At 46.9% G+C, this 17,476-nt stretch carries 16 protein-coding genes; 13 read left to right on the forward strand and 3 right to left on the reverse strand.

The genetic code is table 11. From position 1 onward, the window contains the following. The 3 genes from ACI351_RS02100 to ACI351_RS02110 form a co-directional block, all read left to right on the forward strand. The coding region (locus tag ACI351_RS02100; protein ID WP_439733605.1) for a pyridoxal phosphate-dependent aminotransferase at positions 1 to 1,165 on the forward strand (1,165 nt) is incomplete at its 5' end. Positions 1,166 to 1,167: 2 nt separating this feature from the next. Beyond that, positions 1,168 to 2,784, forward strand: a complete 1,617-nt coding sequence (pckA, locus tag ACI351_RS02105) for a phosphoenolpyruvate carboxykinase (ATP) (protein WP_439733606.1) — start codon at positions 1,168 to 1,170, stop codon at positions 2,782 to 2,784. A 106-nt stretch (positions 2,785 to 2,890) separates the two neighbouring features. After that, positions 2,891 to 3,148: an SWIB/MDM2 domain-containing protein gene (locus ACI351_RS02110; RefSeq protein ID WP_439733607.1), complete on the forward strand. Its 258-nt coding sequence runs from the start codon at positions 2,891 to 2,893 to the stop codon at positions 3,146 to 3,148. A 414-nt stretch (positions 3,149 to 3,562) separates the two neighbouring features. On the opposite strand, the gene ACI351_RS02115 is transcribed toward ACI351_RS02110, so the two are convergent. Continuing rightward, positions 3,563 to 3,841, reverse strand: a complete 279-nt coding sequence (locus ACI351_RS02115) for a hypothetical protein (RefSeq protein WP_439733608.1) — start codon at positions 3,839 to 3,841, stop codon at positions 3,563 to 3,565. 110 nt (positions 3,842 to 3,951) lie between these two features. On the opposite strand from ACI351_RS02115, the gene ACI351_RS02120 reads away from it, so the two are divergent. The 3 genes from ACI351_RS02120 to ACI351_RS02130 all read left to right on the forward strand — a co-directional run bounded on the left by ACI351_RS02120 (position 3,952) and on the right by ACI351_RS02130 (position 6,540). After that, on the forward strand, positions 3,952 to 4,173 hold the full coding sequence (locus tag ACI351_RS02120; protein WP_439733609.1) for a type IV pilin protein: 222 nt from the start codon (positions 3,952 to 3,954) through the stop codon (positions 4,171 to 4,173). A 362-nt stretch (positions 4,174 to 4,535) separates the two neighbouring features. After that, entirely contained in the window at positions 4,536 to 5,156 is a 621-nt protein-coding gene (locus ACI351_RS02125) for a carbonic anhydrase (RefSeq protein ID WP_439733610.1), read from the forward strand. After that, positions 5,146 to 6,540 (forward strand): PTS transporter subunit EIIC, encoded by a 1,395-nt coding sequence (locus tag ACI351_RS02130; protein ID WP_439733611.1) that lies wholly within the window; start codon positions 5,146 to 5,148, stop codon positions 6,538 to 6,540. The genes ACI351_RS02125 and ACI351_RS02130 overlap by 11 nt, the downstream gene beginning before the upstream one ends. Before the next feature lie 91 nt (positions 6,541 to 6,631). Here the strand turns inward: ACI351_RS02130 and ACI351_RS02135 are convergent, their stop codons facing one another. Further along, positions 6,632 to 7,447 carry a radical SAM protein gene (locus ACI351_RS02135; protein WP_439733612.1) on the reverse strand — a complete coding sequence of 272 codons (816 nt, stop codon included), beginning with the start codon at positions 7,445 to 7,447 and terminating at the stop codon, positions 6,632 to 6,634. A 103-nt stretch (positions 7,448 to 7,550) separates the two neighbouring features. Here ACI351_RS02135 and ACI351_RS02140 point away from each other — a divergent pair, with 103 nt between their 5' ends. The 6 genes from ACI351_RS02140 (at position 7,551) to ACI351_RS02165 (ending at position 14,548) form a co-directional block, all read left to right on the forward strand. Continuing rightward, positions 7,551 to 7,967 carry a hypothetical protein gene (locus ACI351_RS02140; protein WP_439733613.1) on the forward strand — a complete coding sequence of 139 codons (417 nt, stop codon included), beginning with the start codon at positions 7,551 to 7,553 and terminating at the stop codon, positions 7,965 to 7,967. 153 nt (positions 7,968 to 8,120) lie between these two features. Beyond that, the gene (locus ACI351_RS02145; RefSeq protein ID WP_439733614.1) at positions 8,121 to 10,280 is read left to right on the forward strand and encodes a SpoIID/LytB domain-containing protein; all 2,160 of its coding nucleotides are present in this window, start codon (positions 8,121 to 8,123) and stop codon (positions 10,278 to 10,280) included. Further along, positions 10,281 to 11,528 carry a glycosyltransferase family 4 protein gene (locus tag ACI351_RS02150; RefSeq protein ID WP_439733615.1) on the forward strand — a complete coding sequence of 416 codons (1,248 nt, stop codon included), beginning with the start codon at positions 10,281 to 10,283 and terminating at the stop codon, positions 11,526 to 11,528. Beyond that, positions 11,512 to 12,747 carry an acyl-CoA dehydrogenase family protein gene (locus ACI351_RS02155; RefSeq protein ID WP_439733616.1) on the forward strand — a complete coding sequence of 412 codons (1,236 nt, stop codon included), beginning with the start codon at positions 11,512 to 11,514 and terminating at the stop codon, positions 12,745 to 12,747. Before ACI351_RS02150 ends, ACI351_RS02155 begins: the two co-directional genes overlap by 17 nt. A 2-nt stretch (positions 12,748 to 12,749) precedes the next feature. Beyond that, positions 12,750 to 13,547 (forward strand): electron transfer flavoprotein subunit beta/FixA family protein, encoded by a 798-nt coding sequence (locus ACI351_RS02160; RefSeq protein WP_439733617.1) that lies wholly within the window; start codon positions 12,750 to 12,752, stop codon positions 13,545 to 13,547. 14 nt (positions 13,548 to 13,561) lie between these two features. Further along, the gene (locus tag ACI351_RS02165) at positions 13,562 to 14,548 is read left to right on the forward strand and encodes an electron transfer flavoprotein subunit alpha/FixB family protein (RefSeq protein WP_439733618.1); all 987 of its coding nucleotides are present in this window, start codon (positions 13,562 to 13,564) and stop codon (positions 14,546 to 14,548) included. Between the two features lie 480 nt (positions 14,549 to 15,028). On the opposite strand, the gene ACI351_RS02170 is transcribed toward ACI351_RS02165, so the two are convergent. Then, positions 15,029 to 16,687 (reverse strand): hypothetical protein, encoded by a 1,659-nt coding sequence (locus ACI351_RS02170; protein WP_439733619.1) that lies wholly within the window; start codon positions 16,685 to 16,687, stop codon positions 15,029 to 15,031. A gap of 205 nt (positions 16,688 to 16,892) precedes the next feature. On the opposite strand from ACI351_RS02170, the gene ACI351_RS02175 reads away from it, so the two are divergent. Then, positions 16,893 to 17,363, forward strand: a complete 471-nt coding sequence (locus ACI351_RS02175; RefSeq protein WP_439733620.1) for a type IV pilin protein — start codon at positions 16,893 to 16,895, stop codon at positions 17,361 to 17,363. Positions 17,364 to 17,476: the final 113 nt, after the last annotated feature.

The following is a 17,476-nucleotide window of genomic DNA, read 5'->3' on the forward strand; positions in this document are numbered from 1 at the left end:
GCCGACTTTAAAAATAAACGCCCAAGCCCGCGCGCTTAAGGCTTCGGGTCAACCTGTTATCCATTTGGGCGGAGGCGAGCCCACCTATCCCGCTCCTCAGGCGGCGGTTGAGGCTATTATTGAAAAAGCCCAAAGCCGTAAAATCAAGTACTCGCCCAGCTCCGGTACACCTGCTTTAAAAGAAGCTGTTTTAAATTATACCGCAAAATACTACGGCCGCCGTTTTCAGGCTGGCAATGTACTTGTTAGTGCGGGGGCCAAACAGGCACTATTTAATTTTTTGTTGGCCGCTATCAATCCAGGTGACGAAGTTCTTTTTGCCGCGCCTTACTGGGTCAGCTATCCGGAAATGGTGCGGATGGCGGGGGGAACTCCTGTCATCGTGCGGCCGGAAAAAGAACTTCAGATAACCGCGGCGCAACTGTTGGCCGCCGTTACGCCTAACACTAAGGCGATTATCATCAACAGCCCGTGCAACCCGTCGGGCCAGATTTACGGGGAAGATTTTATTAAAACTGTTGTCGAATTTACCGAGAAGGAAGATATCTTTTTGGTAATGGACGATATTTACCACCAACTTGTGTTTGACGGACAAACCGTTCCCAATCCGTGCTCGTATGCCAAAGAGGGAAAAAATCTTGTCATCATTAACGGCGTATCAAAGCTATACGGACTGACGGGGCTGCGTATCGGGTGGGCGGTGTCGGCAGACAAAGAACTTATTGCGGCTATGTGCCGTATGCAGGCGCAAAGTACGTCCTGCAACAGCGATTTATCCGAAGTTGCTGCCGCGGCCGCTTTAAACGGCGACCAAAGCTGTGTTTCGGATTTACGGAAGATACTGGAAGAAAACCGCAACGTGCTTTTGGAAGAATTAAATAAAATTCCAAACGTGCGGGTTGTTAAACCGGCGGGAACTTTCTATTCTTTCGCGGATTTCAGCCACTATAACGCAGATTCCAACGCGCTTGCGCAGTTTTTGTTGGAAAAAGCATTAGTGGCCGTAGTGCCCGGTCGGGCGTTTGGGGCCGAAGGGTATTTGCGCATCAGCTACTGTGCGGACAAGGCTTCTATTATAGAAGGCATTCGCCGCATCCGTTGGGCGCTTGATAAAACGGCTCCGAACGAAATTAAAATCGGGGATAAAATTGTAACGAGGGATTAATAATGAAAACAGTAAATGCTAAACCGGATTTTTTTAAACCGGACTTTGGACTTGAGAACGCGGGACTTAAAACCGACAAAACCGTGTATTGGAACTACTCCACTCCGGCCTTATATGAAGAAGCTTTAAAACGCGAAGAAGGTAACATCGTCTACGGCGGACCTTTGTGCGTCAGCACCGGCAAACACACCGGCCGCAGCCCCAATGACCGCTATTTTGTGGAAACCAAAGACGTGGAAGGTAAACTTTTTTACTGCAAAAGCAATAAAGGTATTAAGCCCGAATATTTCGACAAAATTTTTGCCAAAGTACAGGCGTATGTGCAGGATAAAGAACTGTTTGTGCGCGATGCGTATGTGGGATCCAGCGAAGCTTCCCGCTTAAAAGTGCGCGCAATTACCGAATGCGCTTGGACGAACCTGTTTGTAAAGAATATGTTTATTGAACCCAAACAGGAAGAACTCAAATCGTTTGTGCCGGAATTTACGCTCGTCTGCCTGCCCAAAATGAAAGTGGATCCGGCCACCGACGGTACTGTTTCCGAGACCGCTATTCTCATTAACTTTGAAAAGAAAATTGTGCTTGTGATTGGTTCCGAATACGGCGGTGAAAATAAAAAAGCGCTGTTTACTATTATGAACTTCCTCTTGCCGCAGAAAGGTATTATGACGATGCACTGCTCCGCTAACGTGGGCGACAAGCAGGACAGCGCCATTTTCTTCGGTCTTTCCGGTACGGGCAAAACCACCTTGTCTGCCGACATTACCCGCGGTCTTATCGGAGACGATGAACACGGTTGGGATAATGACGGCGTATTTAACTTTGAGGGCGGCTGCTATGCCAAAGTAATTAAACTGAGCAAAGAAGCCGAACCGCAGATTTTTTCCACCACGCACCGATTCGGTACCGTGTTGGAAAATGTGGTGTTTGATCCGGAAACCGGCAAGCTTGATTTGGATGACGATACGCTGACCGAAAACACCCGCGCCTGCTATCCGCTGAATTTTATTGACAACGCGGTGGAAAGCAAACGCGCCACGCACCCGAAAAACATCATTTTCCTGACCTGCGACGCTTTCGGCGTTATGCCGCCCATTTCCAAACTCAGCCCCGACCAGGCTTTGTATCACTTCATCAGCGGTTACACCGCCAAAGTGGCCGGTACGGAAAAAGGCGTAAAAGAACCCACCAGCACGTTCTCTACCTGCTTCGGCGGTCCTTTTATGCCCTTGCACCCGTCCGTGTATGCGGAACTCTTGAAAAAGAAAATTCAGGAACATAATGTGGATTGCTGGCTCGTCAACACGGGGTGGATTGGCGGCCCGTACGGCGTCGGCCACCGCATCAGCATTAAATACACCCGCGCGCTTTTGAATGCGGCGTTGGAAGGAAAACTGGCGAAAGTAAACTTTATTACCGATCCGGTGTTCGGCTTCCAAATCCCGACCGAATGCGAGGGCGTACCGTCTGAAATTTTGAACCCGATCAACTCTTGGACCAACAAGGACGAATATATGGTAAAATATGAAGCCTTGGCCAAATCGTTTATCGAAAACTTCAAAAAGTATGAGGACGGCTGCTCCAAGGAAGTTTTGGCCGCTGCGCCGAAAGTAAAATAATCCGTCTGACGGAATTTAGCAACGGGGCCCTATGTACAATAGGGTCCCAAATTTACTAAAATAAAGGAAATAACATTTCATCTTACTACACAGGAGAATTAACAATATGGCAAAAGCTAACGCTAAATTTATGGCCCCTTTAACCCCCAGCGCCGAATTGGCCGTCGTGGTGGGAACTGCTGCGTTGCCCCGCACCGAAGTCGTGAAAAAAATGTGGGACTATATCAAGAAAAACGGCTTACAGGATGCCAAAAACAAACGTATGATCAACTCTGACGCTAAACTTGCCCCGATTTTTGAAGGCAAAAAACAGATCAGTATGTTTGATATGAGCAAGTATTTGTCCAAACACCTCGCTAAATAACGACCGGTGTTGTAACGGCTGTACTTAACTTGCGATTTACGTACAACGGATAAGAATGAGAATTCTTATCCGTTGTTGCTTGTTTGGGCAACTATTTGCCAAATTCTGTTATCTTGCGCGTGCCTTGGGCTTGACGTGCCATTCAGGCACGCCTATGCGCCCAACTTGCCCGCACAATCTAAAGCGAATTTGACAAATCAGCCGGAGTAACGCAGTGTTATTCTGCCCTGTACGGCACTTGTTTAACGGCTGTACTTAACTTGCGATTTGCGCACAACGGATAAGAAAGAGATTTTCTTATCCGTTGTTGCTTATCTGGGCAACAATTTTCCATATTTGGCTAACTTTGTGTTCCCTTGCCCTTGACGTGGCTACAGCCACGCCTATACGGGCAACTGGCAACGCAAATTTAGCTCAAATCTGAAAAATCAGCCGGAGTAACGCAATGTTAGTCTGTTCTGCACGGCGAGTTTCTTTTGGCCGCTTTTTACTTTCGTCATTCCCGAAGGGAAGCGGCGCGCAGCGTTCGGGAATCTGTTGTTTCGCAACGGCGAGATCCCGTACTGCAACTTTACGGGATGACGTAATTTTTGGTTTAAACGTCCAAAATAAAGGATAAACAATTTTCCAAATCCTGTTTTTGTTGTTATTCCCTGCCTTAACCCGTTTTTTTTTTTTGATATCATAGGTCATTCCAAGAAGTTTCTGCTCGGAATCTCCATTTTATGGTTTATTTGCTTAAAAGCGGTAGATCCTGAACAGAAACCTTTCAGGATGCCTTTTGTTTGATAGAAGAAAATAAAATGAAAGGTTTTACGCTTATTGAGCTATTAGTCGTTGTGTTAATTATCGGTATTTTAGCCGCCGTTGCATTTCCGCAATACCAAGTAGCGGTAGAAAAATCCCGCGCAACGGAAGTAATGGTCCTTTTGCGTAGTATGCGTACGGCGATAGAGTCTTATCAAATGGAGACGGGGCTTCCCCCAGTTCGCTTGATGATTTGGATATTACTTTCCCAGGGGTAAGAAATGATTCTACTATTCCTGGACAAAGTTTCTTTTTTACGCAGCATTTTCATTGTCGCTCCTGAGGATCGTGCCGTTCGTTCAATAAGAATTTTGATTATTATATTTATTTGGAAAAGAGAACCGGCACATTGAGTTGGCAGTGCTGCGTATCTATAGACAACGAAAAAGCACACAAATTTTGTACCTTGCTCTATCCGTCTGGGGAGGAAAGAAATTTAGGTGCTCACTGGTATGCTTCCGGCGAACGGTGTATTGTTGCTCCTGCATAATTTTTGCGAGAATGACGAACTTTTTGTTGGTATATTTTTTGTCTACTCCCGCCTTTTCTCCTTACCCGCTAAATTGCTACAATATAATATATGATTAGTTTTTCCAACGAAGGTATGCGCCGGTTGTTGGCCGGATACCGTAATTTTTTTAACGGAAATCCCGTTCGCAAAGGTTTTTGTGCCCTTCACGCAGAACAGATTGCCGATACGCAAAATCCCCATTCCATGGTGGTAAGCTGTTTTGACAGCCGCGTCTGCCCCGAAGCTATTTTTGACACAAATGATGGTCATATCTGCGTCCACCGCAATATGCTCAACCAGATAGACAAAGAAGATTTTTCGATGGTGGCTTCTTTACGTTTTGCGGTCAAAAATCTGCAGGTGGAAAATATCGTCATTTTAGGACACAGCGATTGCAACGCCGTAGCCAAATTAAAGCATTTGGAAGAACTCCCGCCCGAACTGCGGGCGTGGTTAGACCGTACCCATACCTGCTATCGGGGGGAAAGCTTGGAGGCAGCTGTTAAAAACAATGTGTTGGATCAGTTAGCTCATTTGCATTCTATTGATTTTGTGGCTGAGGAAGAAGCTTCCCGCGGTTTAAAATTGGAAGGATTTTATTTTCACATAGACGACGGACGAATGGAACGCTGGAACAATGCTGACAGCGTTTGGACTTTCGTGCCGACGGAGGAAAAAGATGCCTGCTGATTTAAAATATATGTATGAAAAAATTTTGGAAGCCGCCGGCGGCGCGGATAATATTTCCGCACTGGGCTGTTGTATGACGCGGTTTCGTTTTACGGTAAAAAACGAAGAGTTGGTTAAGGTGGAGGCTTTGCGCCGCATAAGAGATGTGGCGGGGTATTTTTATTCCGGCGTACAGCACCAGCTGATTGTCGGACCGTCCACCTCTACCAAATTGGTTGCTTATTTTAACGAACGTCATTCCTTTAATACGTTGGACGGCAAACCGCGTGCGGGCATAAAAATCAGTCCGGATGATTTCGCCGCCGCCGCAAAAGCTTCCGTCAAACGCAAGTACTCCAGCCGTATCAGCCGTGCGTGCGGGAAAATAGGTAATATCTTTTTGCCGCTTATTCCGGCGTATATCGGCTGCGGGTTGATTATCGGTATCGGCAATTTACTGTCCAAAACACTTTTGGTAAATGATCCCAATGTCGTTGCCCTGCTGGAAATTTTGGGTAGAGGTATTTTCTTTTATTTGAGTGCGATTGTGGGCTATAATGCCAATAAAGAATTTGGCGGTTCTCCCGCGCTCGGCTTGGCTTTTGCAGGTATTTTGAATGCGCCGCAGCTTTCGTCGGTAACTCTTTTCGGTTCCACGTTTGTAGCGGGGAAAGGCGGCGTGCTTGCTGTGTTATTTGTCTGCTGGGTGGGCAGTATGCTGGAAAAGCGTCTGCGTTCGTGGATTAGAGGCAGTATGGAAATGTTTTTAACGCCTATGCTGACGATTTTGATTGTAGGTCCATTGGCGCTTCTTTTTATCCAACCGCTTGCCGGATGGCTGTCGGACGGGCTCTCATCGGTTACGCAGGAACTGTTAGCGCGCGGCGGCGTGCCGGTGGGTGCTGTGCTTGGCGGTACTTTTTTGCCGCTTGTGATGTTGGGCGTACACCAAAGTTTGGTTCCCATTCACCAGCAGTTGATGGATTCTATCGGCTCTAATCCGTTATTTCCTATTTTGTGTATGGCGGGTGCGGGGCAGGTGGGCGCGGCATTTGCTGTATTATTTAAGACGAAAAACGCCCGTTTTAAAACGCTGATTAAAAACGCGCTGCCTGTAGGACTTTTGGGCATAGGCGAGCCGCTGATTTACGGGGTAACGCTTCCGCTTTTTAAACCCTTTATTGCAGCGTGTATCGGCGCGGCGTTTGGCGGAGCCGTAGTGGCGTCCTTTCACGTGGCGTCGGCGATTCCGTTTGGCGTATCGGGGCTGGTTCTGTTGTTAGCACTTGCCAACACGCACAGTGTGGTATTTTATGCGGTTGGTTATTTAACGGCTGTCTTGGCGGGTTTTACGTTTGCGTGGTGGCTGGGATTTGACGATCCTCCAGCAGAAGATGCAAATTAATTTTATCCAAAAAACCCGAAGCTTTAAAAAGCCTCGGGTTTTTTGTTGAGGTGACTTTTCGCGCGCATTTAAACGAATAGGTTTCTTTATTTCAAACGAACGGCTTGGAACGTGAAAAGTAAACTTCCGCAGGAATGTTTTGTGCTTGGCAATACTGTGTGATTTCTTGTTCCAGTTTTGTCCAATAAGAGGTTTGCTCTTTTAAGTAAATGTCGGCATAGAGTGACAATAAATCCGGATAATGCGTGCCGATGAAGGCCATTACTTTTTTTTGGTAAGCGGGGCGCATATTTAAGCTGTCAAAACCGTAACGGTCAGCATATGGGCGGGTGGCCTCAATAATGGACTTCCAGTCACTGATAGCAGGCAGCAGCGGGGCGGCCATAACGGCGGTTTTAATTCCGTTTTCGTGCAGTGTTTTCAACGCGTTGATTCTTTCCGCTATATTAGACGCGCCGGCTTCAGCCAATTCGCGAAATCGCTCGTCCGTAGAAGAGAAGGATATGGCCACTTCTGCTTTGGGCATTTTTTTAAGCAGGTCGATATCGCGTAGGACAAGCGCAGATTTGGTTAAAATATATACATAGGCTTGACAGTATTCTAACTGTTTTAACATATTGCGCGTTTGTTCATATTGCTTTTCATAAGGATTATACGGGTCGGTAACGGAACTGAGCATTACTCGCGTGTGAAACAATTTGGCGGGTTTTAAAGGCGCATCACACGTTTTAACGTCTAAGAAATCACCCCATTCTTCAGAGTGTCCGGTAAACTTACGCATATATTCAGCATAACAGTATACGCATTTATGCGGACAGCCGATGTAGGGGTTGATGACATAATCAAACCCTGGTATTTTTGATTTAGACAGGTATGTTTTGACTGGTGCGTCAGCAATGGCAATCATAAGCGGTGTCTTTCCTCCCTGGCGAAAATTATTTATATAGTGTACAATATCTTTAATCCATATGTTGACCGATTGCGGTAAATTACCTGCAAGGACGAAAGGTATGAAGCTGACTTGGAGCGGTATCAAAAACGAATATAGACGTTTATTGGACTTTTCCGGCCGCCGCAGTGCGCGTTACGCCGCGTGGGAGAAGCTGGCCGAGCAAGGCAACGAAGAGGCCCGTTACCGCTTGCTGATGTTGTATTCGGAAAAGCAGAAAGAGTTTTATCCGTTGGCTTTTAAATGGACGTTGCGCGTGGCGAAAGAGAGTGCAAATTGTGCCGTTCTCTTGCAGGCGGCGCAAATGTTGGAAGCAGGTCACGGCACCGTGCAGGATGATTCCCAAGCACTTGTATGGTTTGAGCGGGCGCTTTCGCTTCATATTCTGCAGGGAAAGAATTCCTCTTTGTCAGCAGAGAGGTTGAACTATATTCAAGAACATATTCAGTCGTTGCGCGCCAAATTGGGCAGAGAATAGTTGTTTTCATATCAAAGTGTAAAGATTGCCGGAGCCTTACAGGCTCCGTTTTTGTTATATGAAGCGTCTGTATACGGTTGCAGTCCTGCTTAGTAGACTGGCACGGCTTACGCGCGAAACTTTTTTGCTTCTTCAATTTGCTATAATTTGTATATGAGGAGATATCTCTTTTTCCGGCTTTTTTTAACAGTGTCGTTTTGCTTGTGTGGCGTTTTTGTTTTTGCACAAAACGCGGCGGATTCTGCTTTTGCGGCGCAAGCGGACCGTACCACTACAAAATCGTCCTTATCCGCCACCCGTGCAGGCAGCAAACTCAACGAAACCATTTTGCATAAAAGCGTACTTAATTATACGCTGCCGGCCGATATTGCCGTCGTCGCCAAGAAGTGCGCAGCGGGAGAAGCCGACGAATGTTATTTTTCTTTTAAGACGTTTGAACATTCTCCCGATGTCAAGACAGCCGCCGCGGCTAATTTGGAACTGGCCGTGCTGTCTATGCAGCGCGGGTTAGTCAAACAGGCGTTAGCTTATATTGCACGAGCCTCCGCCCTTAATCCGGACGATCCATTTATCCAGCTTACGCAAGGGTGGATGTTGCTTTCCGCCGGAAAATATAAAAAATCCCGTCAGGCATTTGCCGAGATGATGTATCTGACAGCTGATTTTGAATATGTTTCCTCCGCTAAACTGGGGACTGCGCTGGCGTGGTATTTGGGGGGGAACAAGGAAGAAGCCGCGCAGGAACTTCAATATCTTTATACATCTAATCCATATTCTATCTCGTTTACGGCGTATATGCTAGGGCGGATTGCCGGCGAAAGCAAAGCGTCCCGAAAATTGGCTTCGGTGTTTTTGCAACAGGCTCTTTCCCACGATGAAAAAAACTACGCCGCGGCGGAATTATTTGCGCGCCTAAGCGAGAAAGAAAAAGACAACCTGCGTGCGTGGCAATACTATGCCACCCTGTATAGTTTGGATCCGGACAATAAAAAACTGGCTAAAAAATTGGCTAAATACTCTAAACAGCTGGGTGATAAAAGTATTGACTATTTGTTTTATCTGCGTTTGGAGCAGCCCATTGTGCACGTAATGGAGTCCACTCCGTCGCCTGAAGTAAAAATGGCTCTTTACGCCAACCGCGAACAAATTCCCCAGCCGTTAGTTTCCGTTACGTTGGTGGGATCCGGCACGGTGGCCGTGACGGACGAAAAACTGGGCGAAGTGCTTCGCGTTCCTTCGTACGTGGAAAAAACAGTGGTGTTTAACGCCGAAACGGGCGGCGTAGATTTTAAAGACGCCAAAGGCCACGTGGAATTCTCAGCTAAGCGTCCGTTTACGTTGTCTCTGGAAAATCCGTCCCGTACGCTTTTGGTGCGCAGTGTGCGCGCTGAAAATATTTTTGCGGCCGATTTAAGTGATAAAGAACTCAAAGGCGCCCTAACTGTTATCCCCGCCAAGGATGGTTTTACGCTCGTCAATACCGTATATGCGGAAGATTTGATTCCCGCGCTTTTAGCGACGCAGGCGCAGAACGTAAAAGAGCCGGCCGCTTTAAAAGCACTTGCGGTGGTGTTTCGTTCAGCTCTCTTGCAAGCGGTGCAAGATCACGCAAATAATGCATACCATATTACTGATAATGACGATTCGTTTAAATTTAAAGGAATCAATTTGATTTTTAAAGATTTGTTGGAGGCATCCAAACGCTCCGGTCCTATCCGCCTAACCGAAGCGCAGGCCGGTTTTTATGCCAGCTGCGGCGTGCTGACGGCAGATTCGCTGGGAAATTCGTCCGTTCGTCCGGATTATGTGTACTCACCCGCCAACGTCGGCAAATACCTGCTGTCCAATCCTCCGGCGGATTTGTATTCCCGTCCGCAGGATCCCACCCAATGGGCGGATGTAAAGTGGATTTACTTGTACGATGCAAAAGAGATACAAAAACGCCTCGCCTACAAACAAAACATAGGCCGTTTGCGTGCGATGATTCCCGTGCGGATGACCCCTCAGGGCCGTATTTTGACTATGCGTTTTGAAGGAAGCAAGGGCTCGTATGAAACAAACTCCCCGCAAGAGACCGCGTTTATTTTAAGCGCGGGGACAATGCGTTCCAACCTGTTTGATATAGTGCCGTTTTACAAGGGGAAAAATATCAAAAGCGTCTTGGTGCGCGGGTATGACACGGGGCTTGGCAACGGACTTTGCCTGCGCGGGGCGGACGGACTTGCCAAAGAAGGCGCGGACTATATGGACATTATCAAGTATTATTTTCCCAATGCCCGCATTCTCAATACTACCACAGGAACGGTTAATTAAATGGAAAAGACAAAAATTCTGTATTTCATTACCCGTCTGGATCAGGGCGGTGCCCAAGCCAGCGTGCTGATGACGTTAAAAAACCTAAACAAACAGCAGTTTGAAACGTACTTGGCCTGCGGCGTTGGCGGCCGTTTAGACGGAAAAATAAAGAGCGATGCGAAAAATATTTTTTTTCTTTCGGCTCTTCGCCACGATGTGCGGCCTAAAAACTTTTTTTACGATTTGTGGACCGTATTCCAAATGGGGCGCGTACTGCGCCGTGTAAAGCCCGACATTGTGCATACCAACGCGCCTAAAGCGGGCATACTCGGGCGTTTGGCCGCACGGATTTTTTGGCGCAAAGCTAAAGTGGTGCATACATTCCACGGCCTTGGGTTTGCCAAAGAACACGGCGAAAAACGGTTTAAATTTTTTGTGGCGGTAGAAAAATTTTGCGCCAAATTTACGGACGTTTTAGTATTCGTATCGCGCAAAAATGCCGCCGAGGCCAAACAGCTGGGAATCGGCAAAGGCGTGCGTACGGAACTGATCCGCGCGGGGGTAAACTTTAATCCCATTCTGCCGTTAAAGTTTGATCCGGCCGCTAAAAAAGCTTCTTTAAAAATTCCCGCCAATGCCAAAGTGGTACTGTCGCTTTCCAATTTTAAGCCGCTGAAAAATCCGCTTCATTTCGTGCTGGCCGCCTATAAGGTGCTTAGCCAAATGAAGAATGTCTATTTCATTTTTACGGGAGAAGGCCAACTGAAACAGACGGCGGAAACCTTGGCTAAAAATCTAAGCATTGAAAAACAACTGCTTTTCCTCGGCTGGAGAAGCGATGCATTGGAACTTCTGGCAATCAGCGACGTGTTTGCCAGCGTATCTTTGCGCGAAGGGCTGCCGATGTCTTTGCTAGAGGCAATGTCTATGCGTATTCCTGCGGTTTGTTACAACGTGGATGGTATCAGCGAAGTGGTAACGGACAATAAAACAGGATTTTTGGTTAAACCCAACGACATTAACACGTTTGCCGACAAATTAAAAGTGCTTTTGCGCCACGCTGCGTTGCGCGAACGGTTTGAAGCGGCCATCGATCACCGCGATTTTTCCGAATTTACGTCTTCTACGATGATTAAAAAACAGGAACGGCTGTACAGAAGCCTTGTTCCGCCCACGAAGAAAAACGGCGGGAAAAGACGTTTTTTCAGAAAACGCAAAAATTTCAAAAAATCTAACTCGGGAGTAAAAAATGGATTACGCAATTAATGAACTGGAGCAAGAGGTTCTCAATACTACGCGGGAACTGGCCCAGAAAAAAATAAAACCCTTGCGCGCTGAAATGGATGCGAAAGAAGAGTTTTCCAAAGAAATGTTGGAAGAATATAAGAAATCCGGCATTTTTGGCCTGTGGCTGCCCGAGGAATACGGCGGTCTGGGCGGCGGTATTACTTGCTTGGCTATGGCTTTTGAAGAATTATCCCGCGCCTGCGCCGGCCTTGCGTTAACCCCCGGAACGTCCGCCTTGGGTGCGATTCCGATGTACTTGGCCGCCACCAAAGAACAGCGCGAACGTTGGTGTCCCGATTTGGCAAGCGGCAAAAAGCTGTGGGCGTTTGCACTCACGGAGCCCGAAGCCGGATCCGACGCCACTGCTTTAAAAACCACCGCCATCAAGGACGGCGATTATTATGTGGTCAACGGAGCCAAACATTTTATTTCCACCGGTAAAGAAGCTGATTTTTACACCGTGGCTGTTAATACCAATCCGTCCCGCGGCGCGCGCGGCATTTCGCTCTTAGTCATTGAAAAAGGAACGGAAGGTTTTTCTTTTGGCAAGAAAGAAGAAAAAATGGGTATTCGTTCCAATCCGACGTATGAGCTGATTTTTGAAAACGTCCGCGTACCGAAAGAAAACTTGCTCGGAAGCGAGGGCCGCGGCCTTCTCTACTTGCAGGAAACGTTAGATTATTCCCGCCCGGGCGTAGCGGCGCAGGCTGTAGGTATCGCGCAGGGCGCGCTGGATGTAACCATTCCATATTTGCGCACCCGCAAACAATTCGGCCAACCGATTATTACGTTTCAAGCGCTGGGTCATAAAGTGGCAGAACTCGCCGCTAAAACGGAAGCCGGCCGTGCAATGGTATACAATTTGACGCACCGTATGGATGAAGAGTTTCTTCCTGCCGTTAAAAACGCGCTTGCCAACGGTACCCCCGTACACGACGAACTTAAAAAGTTAAAAGGAGCACGCTGGACTAAATACAGCGCCGAAGCCAAGTTGTTCTGTTCCAATGTAGCGATGGAAGTGGCCGACGAATGTGTGACCCTGTGCGGCGGTATTGCATATATGCGCGATTTCCCGCTTGAAAAATATATGCGTGACGCCAAAATCACCCAAATTTACGAAGGAACCGTGCATATTCAAAAGAATGAAATCATCACGGCGCTGATTAAAGAATACGCCTCTAAAGAAGGCGAGGAGTAATTATGCATATTGTAGCTTGCGTGAAGCAAACCCCTAAATCCGATAATGTGAAAATTGATCCTGCCACCGGATGTCTGATTCGTTCCGGTGCGGCGAGTGCAATGAATCCCTTTGATGAATACGCGCTGGAAGAGGCCGTTATGCTTAAAGAGCAGTTGGGGGGTAAGGTGTCTGTCATTACAATGGGGCCGCCGCAGGCCGAGGCTGTCTTGCGCGACAGTATCGCGCGTGGGGCGGATACAGTCTACCAGTTGGGCGATATGGCGTTTGCCGGTTCGGATACGTGGTCGACGAGTTATGCGCTGTCCAAGGGTATTGAAAAAATCAACGAAATTGAACCAGTGGATTTGATTATTTGCGGCAAACAAACTAACGACAGCGATACCGGCCATATCGGCCCGCAAGTTTCAGCTTGGATGAAATGGCCAAACGCCGCATTTGTCAAAAAAGTGGTTTCGGTTAATGAAAAATCCATTACCGTAGAGCGCCTGACAGAGGACGGAAGCGAAATACTGGAGCTGCCTTTTCCGTGCGTGCTTAGCGTGGTAAAGGATATCAACAGCCCGCGCGTACGCAGTGTAAAGGGACGTATTGCGGCCAAACGCGCCGAAGTGACCAAATGGACGGCTGACGATGTCGCAGCGGATAAAAACAAACTGGGAATGAAAAACTGCCCGACGCGCGTAGTCAAATCATTCGTACCCAAGCGCGAAGTCTGCTCTGCGTGCGTGGAAGGCGCCACCGCCAAGGAAAAAGCCGCCAAACTGGTGGAAATCCTCAAGGAAAATAAATACATTTAAGGATTAGCAACGATATGAAAGATTTTAAGAATGTTTGGATTTTTGCACAAGCCCAGCGTGGTAAATTGAGTCCTACGGCCTACGAACTGCTTGGAGCGGGCCGCAAACTGGCTGATGATTTGGGTGAACAACTGTGTGCTGTTTTACTCGGGCATCACGTAGAAGCGTTTGCCAAAGATTTGTTTGAACACGGGGCGGATACCGTGTATGTGTGCGATGATCCCGTGTTGGAAAATTATGTCGATGACATATATGCTAAAGTACTTGCCGATATGGTTGCCGAATATAAGCCGAATAAATTTTTATTGCCTGCTACCAACTTAGGGCGTTCTCTGTCAGCCAAGGCGGCCGTGTTTATCGGCACGGGGCTGACCGCCGACGCGACCGAAGTGATAATTAACAAAGAAGACGGCCAATTACACGCCACGCGCCCAACATTCGGCGGTAATTTGATGGCGACCATTACCTGCGCGCATACGCGTCCGGAGATGTGCTCGCTGCGGCCGATGTCGTACGAAAAAGCTCCGCTTGAGGCCGGACGGACGGGGAAAATGGTTAAATTCGCGTTTGATCCCGCCAGACATACATCTTTGGCCAAGTTTGTGCAATTTATCAAAAGCGAAGGAGACGGGCTGGATTTGTCCGAAGCCGAAGTCATTGTGGCCGGCGGACGCGGTGTGGGTAAGGCGGAAGGATTTGCTCTCTTAAAAAAACTGGCGGACCGTTTGGGCGGTGCGGTGGCCGCATCGCGTGCGCCTGTGGATAACGGTTGGATTGATTACCGCTACCAAATCGGGCTGACGGGCCGTACCGTAAAACCAAAACTATATATCGCGTGCGGAATTTCGGGCCAAATTCAGCATTTGGCTGGAATGAGCGGATCGGACGTGATTGTTGCCATCAACAAAGATGCTCAGGCGCCGATTATGAAAGTGGCTAACTATGCGGTGGAGGGGGATTTGTATGATGTAATCCCCGCGATGCTGGAGGCGCTTAAATAGTAACGGCTGATGTTAACTGATGTTTTACGCATAAAGGATAAGAAAAAATTTCTTATCCTTTATTGCTTGTGTGGGCAACAATTTTCCATATTTGCCCAACTTTGCGTTCCCTTGCCTCTCAGTGTACCTAGCAGTACTTCCTCGGGCAACTGGCAACGCAAATTTAGCGCAAATCTGAAAAATCAGCCGAAGCTATACAATGTTATTCTAATCTGCACGGCACTTGTTTAACGACTGATGTTAACTGATGTTTTACGCATAAAGGATAAGAAAAAATTTCTTATCCTTTATTGCTTGTGTGGGCAACAATTTTCCATATTTGCCCAACTTTGCGTTCCCTTGCCTCTCAGTGTACCTAGCAGTACTTCCTCGGGCAACTGGCAACGCAAATTTAGCGCAAATCTGAAAAATCAGCCAAAGCTATACAATGTTATTCTAATCTGCACGGCACTTGTTTAACGGCTGATGTTAACTTGCAATTTACGTAAGCGGAACAGAAACAGTTTTCAGTTTCTGTACTTTGCACACATTCCAAATATGTGAATTGTTGAGATTAACAGGCAAACATATTTTTTTGTCCGCTTTTAAGCCGTATGGGGCCAGTGTTATAGGGTCAAGCATCATTGGCCAATAAGCGGATACAATGTAAATCGGTCCGTCGTGGGCGGAAATGGTGCGCAAAATATCGTCTTTAAATTTATGTTGGTGGTAAGCCTGTGAAAACCAATTGAGTTGTTCTGCCTGTTTTTGGTATTCCGTCGGATATTTTTCTACAGGAAAGGTAATCCCTCCGACAAATTTCGTTCCTGGCGTAAAAAACGGAGAAAGAAAAGACATCTCTTGTCCAAAATACACTACCAATGCGTTGTTCTCCAATTTCGGCAGTCCGTCTAGGTCAATAACTTTGTCTGCAAAGTCGGTTTTGCCCCAATTCGGAATGCTTGTCATCTGCCATATTAACGCTGCCAGTATGACGCCGGCGACAACTGTATGCTTATAGGAAAGACCCGATTTGAGGGCGCCTAATAGTAAAATTCCGCTAAATAGTTCAAGCGGTACCGCGTAGCGCAGTGTAGCGTAAAAATGCAGCCAAAGTAGGTAAGCCGTTGCTGTAAAAACCAAGACGGAGAGCCAGATTTGTTTGTCTTTTACCGCTTTGCCAAAAACAAGTTTTACGGCTACGATAAAGAATGAAACCAATCCTAATGCCATACGCGGGTCGGACATTTTGATTTCTGTTGTTGCGGTGGAGGGAAAAATCCAAAAGAAGGGATAAAACAGCCATTGGAGAAGCGAACGCGGGTAAAAGCGAATTTCATCAAAATTTACATTTTCAAAAAACGGAGATTGAAACAGGTGGTTAAAAAATGGGAATAAGGGATTTTTGTATTCTTTCCACAAATGCCAAATAAACCAACCGTCCGTCACTAGAAAGCCCGTCATTCCACCAAGGGCGAACAGAGTAAGGTTTTTAATCGGTTTTTCCGTTTTGAATACATTTAACAAAAACACCGCCGTAAGTGCCAGCGTAAACGGTGCCGCCGTATATTTAAGTCCGACGGTTGCGCCCGCCAAAAATGCAGAAAAGAAAAGGATTTTCCCCGTCGGATTGGGGCGAAAGAAAAAGCGGAATACGCCGTAAACGGCCCCGACGACTAAAGCTGCCAAAGTTACTTCGTTACTGGACAAGCCTGTTTGGGATAATGTCATACTGCCTGTCATACCGACAATCGTGGCAAGTAAAGCTATTATTTTTCCTTCTTTTTCTTCTAAAAACAGCAGGCAGGTTTTGTATCCTGCAAAACAAAAAACGCCAAAAGGCAAACCCTGTAAAAAAGCGGTCAGCTTGGGGTAGTCGTTTAGATATACAACCATTAGGTAGTATGGTACGTCAAGCAAAGGGTTTAAAAAAGTATGAATCCCTGCGGGCATTAGATCTATGCCCCAACGCCCATTTAAGAAAGCGAAAGAAATATATAAATGATAATTGCGCAAGTCCCAAAAGGAGTCTTGCCCTTCTGCTAAGCTGAATAATCCGCCCAGCAAACACAGCAGGAGAAGCACAAGGATATTTTTAACCAGGGGAGAGAATTTCATATTTTTAGCCTCTGCCGCCTTAAAGCGGGCTTTGTATATCATAGCACATTGTTAGGTGGAGAGTCTGTATCGGTTACCGTTCAAACAGAGAAACTGTTTCCGAAGTTCCTGTATAGTCGCACGCTTGCCCGGCCTCTGGGCCTTGACTCGTTTTTTTTTTTTGATACAGTGAGTATACGTTGTGCTTTGGGGTTGATAAGTATTAAAATAATAATAAGCCGTAAAACAACACGATAAGGAGGATTTTATGCAAAAAGGGTTCACATTGATTGAATTGTTGGTCGTTGTGCTTATTATCGGTATTCTGGCGAGCGTTGCGTTGCCGCAATACCAAAAAGCCGTACTCAAAAGCCGCACGGCGGAAGCGTGGGTAAATTTGAAAAACATCAATACGGCGGTAAATTCATATTGTTTGGAAAACCCGAGTGCGAGTGAGAGTTTTACTATCGGAAGTTCCAGCCCTTTGTCCATTGAGGTAAAAGATTCTAAAAACTTCACTTATGAGGGGGTGATTCGGTGCGCTCACCAGACGAATCCTCATACTGTTAAAGCGCAGTGGGCCGGTGGCGGAAATAGAAGTTTCTTTTTGGGGATTCATCCTAAGTCGGGCCGCCGTTCTTGTTATGGAACTTGTCAAGATTTAGGATTTACCAAATATACGACGGATGATAACATTTGTTTGTGTGGCGGCGGAAGCAGCTGTTACTATGCAGATTAGTTCTCGGGTAATAAAAACGCCTCCGGCTTGTTTGCGGGGGCGTTTTCGTTTTGCATAGCCAGAACAAGATGTTTAAAAGAAATTTTTTCGCTTGGCTTGGCGTTTTTCCTTTT

Source organism: Candidatus Avelusimicrobium sp., from assembly GCF_051874775.1.
Taxonomy (GTDB): Bacteria; Elusimicrobiota; Elusimicrobia; order Elusimicrobiales; family Elusimicrobiaceae; genus Avelusimicrobium.

What these genes read in the sequence shown, in the direction of transcription:
- pckA (WP_439733606.1), top strand. Translation starts at nt 1,168, where the DNA reads ATGAAAACAGTAAATGCTAAACCGGATTTTTTTAAACCGGACTTTGGA.
- ACI351_RS02110 (WP_439733607.1), top strand. Translation starts at nt 2,891, where the DNA reads ATGGCAAAAGCTAACGCTAAATTTATGGCCCCTTTAACCCCCAGCGCC.
- ACI351_RS02115 (WP_439733608.1), bottom strand. Translation starts at nt 3,841, where the DNA reads ATGACCTATGATATCAAAAAAAAAAAACGGGTTAAGGCAGGGAATAAC.
- ACI351_RS02120 (WP_439733609.1), top strand. Translation starts at nt 3,952, where the DNA reads ATGAAAGGTTTTACGCTTATTGAGCTATTAGTCGTTGTGTTAATTATC.
- ACI351_RS02125 (WP_439733610.1), top strand. Translation starts at nt 4,536, where the DNA reads ATGATTAGTTTTTCCAACGAAGGTATGCGCCGGTTGTTGGCCGGATAC.
- ACI351_RS02130 (WP_439733611.1), top strand. Translation starts at nt 5,146, where the DNA reads ATGCCTGCTGATTTAAAATATATGTATGAAAAAATTTTGGAAGCCGCC.
- ACI351_RS02135 (WP_439733612.1), bottom strand. Translation starts at nt 7,447, where the DNA reads ATGATTGCCATTGCTGACGCACCAGTCAAAACATACCTGTCTAAATCA.
- ACI351_RS02140 (WP_439733613.1), top strand. Translation starts at nt 7,551, where the DNA reads ATGAAGCTGACTTGGAGCGGTATCAAAAACGAATATAGACGTTTATTG.
- ACI351_RS02145 (WP_439733614.1), top strand. Translation starts at nt 8,121, where the DNA reads ATGAGGAGATATCTCTTTTTCCGGCTTTTTTTAACAGTGTCGTTTTGC.
- ACI351_RS02150 (WP_439733615.1), top strand. Translation starts at nt 10,281, where the DNA reads ATGGAAAAGACAAAAATTCTGTATTTCATTACCCGTCTGGATCAGGGC.
- ACI351_RS02155 (WP_439733616.1), top strand. Translation starts at nt 11,512, where the DNA reads ATGGATTACGCAATTAATGAACTGGAGCAAGAGGTTCTCAATACTACG.
- ACI351_RS02160 (WP_439733617.1), top strand. Translation starts at nt 12,750, where the DNA reads ATGCATATTGTAGCTTGCGTGAAGCAAACCCCTAAATCCGATAATGTG.
- ACI351_RS02165 (WP_439733618.1), top strand. Translation starts at nt 13,562, where the DNA reads ATGAAAGATTTTAAGAATGTTTGGATTTTTGCACAAGCCCAGCGTGGT.
- ACI351_RS02170 (WP_439733619.1), bottom strand. Translation starts at nt 16,687, where the DNA reads ATGATATACAAAGCCCGCTTTAAGGCGGCAGAGGCTAAAAATATGAAA.
- ACI351_RS02175 (WP_439733620.1), top strand. Translation starts at nt 16,893, where the DNA reads ATGCAAAAAGGGTTCACATTGATTGAATTGTTGGTCGTTGTGCTTATT.